Annotated in this window: 2 protein-coding genes; both read right to left on the bottom strand. The window is 45.0% G+C overall.

Annotation, left to right across the window (positions count from 1 at the left end; translation table 11 throughout):
- A partial coding sequence (locus A3763_RS02890) for a phosphate-starvation-inducible PsiE family protein (RefSeq protein ID WP_068750080.1) occupies positions 1 to 389 on the bottom strand: 389 nt, incomplete at its 3' end.
- A gap of 37 nt (positions 390 to 426) precedes the next feature.
- A partial coding sequence (locus A3763_RS02885) for a universal stress protein (RefSeq protein WP_231872081.1) occupies positions 427 to 972 on the bottom strand: 546 nt, incomplete at its 5' end.

Genomic DNA, 972 nt, shown 5'->3' with positions numbered 1-972 from the left:
CTCATCGCGAAGACTAGTACTGCGGTGGCATAAACATACTCTGGTTGAACCTCTTTGTAATCCAGAATAATCACCTTTCGCGCTACCGCCATTAGGGCAGTAGCCATCACAATCTTTACATGAATCACATCATCACGTAGATAGACGGTAATATTGATAAGGATCTCAATGGCAATCAAGACTGCCATGAACGCCCCAAACGTTGCCAACATATCAGAGATAGTGAGTATAAACAGCGGCGGTGTTATGAGCTTTTGATACAGTGTCCAGCCAACATCAATAACGCCCATCACAATAACGACAGCCATCAATATTGAGAGTAACCGGACGCAGTACCGAACCAAGACATAAATACGAGAAATCAAAATACTTTCAGTGTCATTTTTCATCTTAAGTGTCCTATCTAATAAGGTATTGAATCACTCACTATTTAACAACAGGAGACTCAAACCCTTCTGGCTTCAAAGTCAGCACTGAGCAATTGACCTTACCCAAAATAGACTCTGCGGTATTGCCTATGATCATGCCAGCAACATTTGAACGGCACACAGTCCCCATCACCAAGATATCAATTGACTGATCATCGACGAATTTGGGTATTTCATTCTTGGGCTGCCCCTCAACTAAATGTATCTCTCGAATACGCCGCTTAGCATGCCCCGTTAGGGCGTCAACTCTCTCTTTCCTAGAGTGCTTTTCTTCTCTTGCCATAGCTCCGACCTCGAAGTCACTGCGCCGCCCCCAAGTACTAAGATACCCTTCACCCGCAAGGTGCCAGATATGAACAATATGCAGCTCTGCGCGATATAACTCCGCCAGGCTCAAAGCTGCATCAAGTATCTGCTGATTCAAGCCGCTATCAACATCAATGTTACTTACATCGATAGCTGCGGCTATTTTCATTTCAGGGCACATTTTTTGGTGGCCAATCGCGAAAGTTGGCGTGGGTGACTTACGCATCAGGTGCATCAA

The organism is Oleiphilus sp. HI0128 (assembly GCF_001635365.1).
The sequence above is the reverse complement of the archived record's forward strand: the minus strand, read 5'-3'. Positions and strand labels throughout refer to the sequence as shown.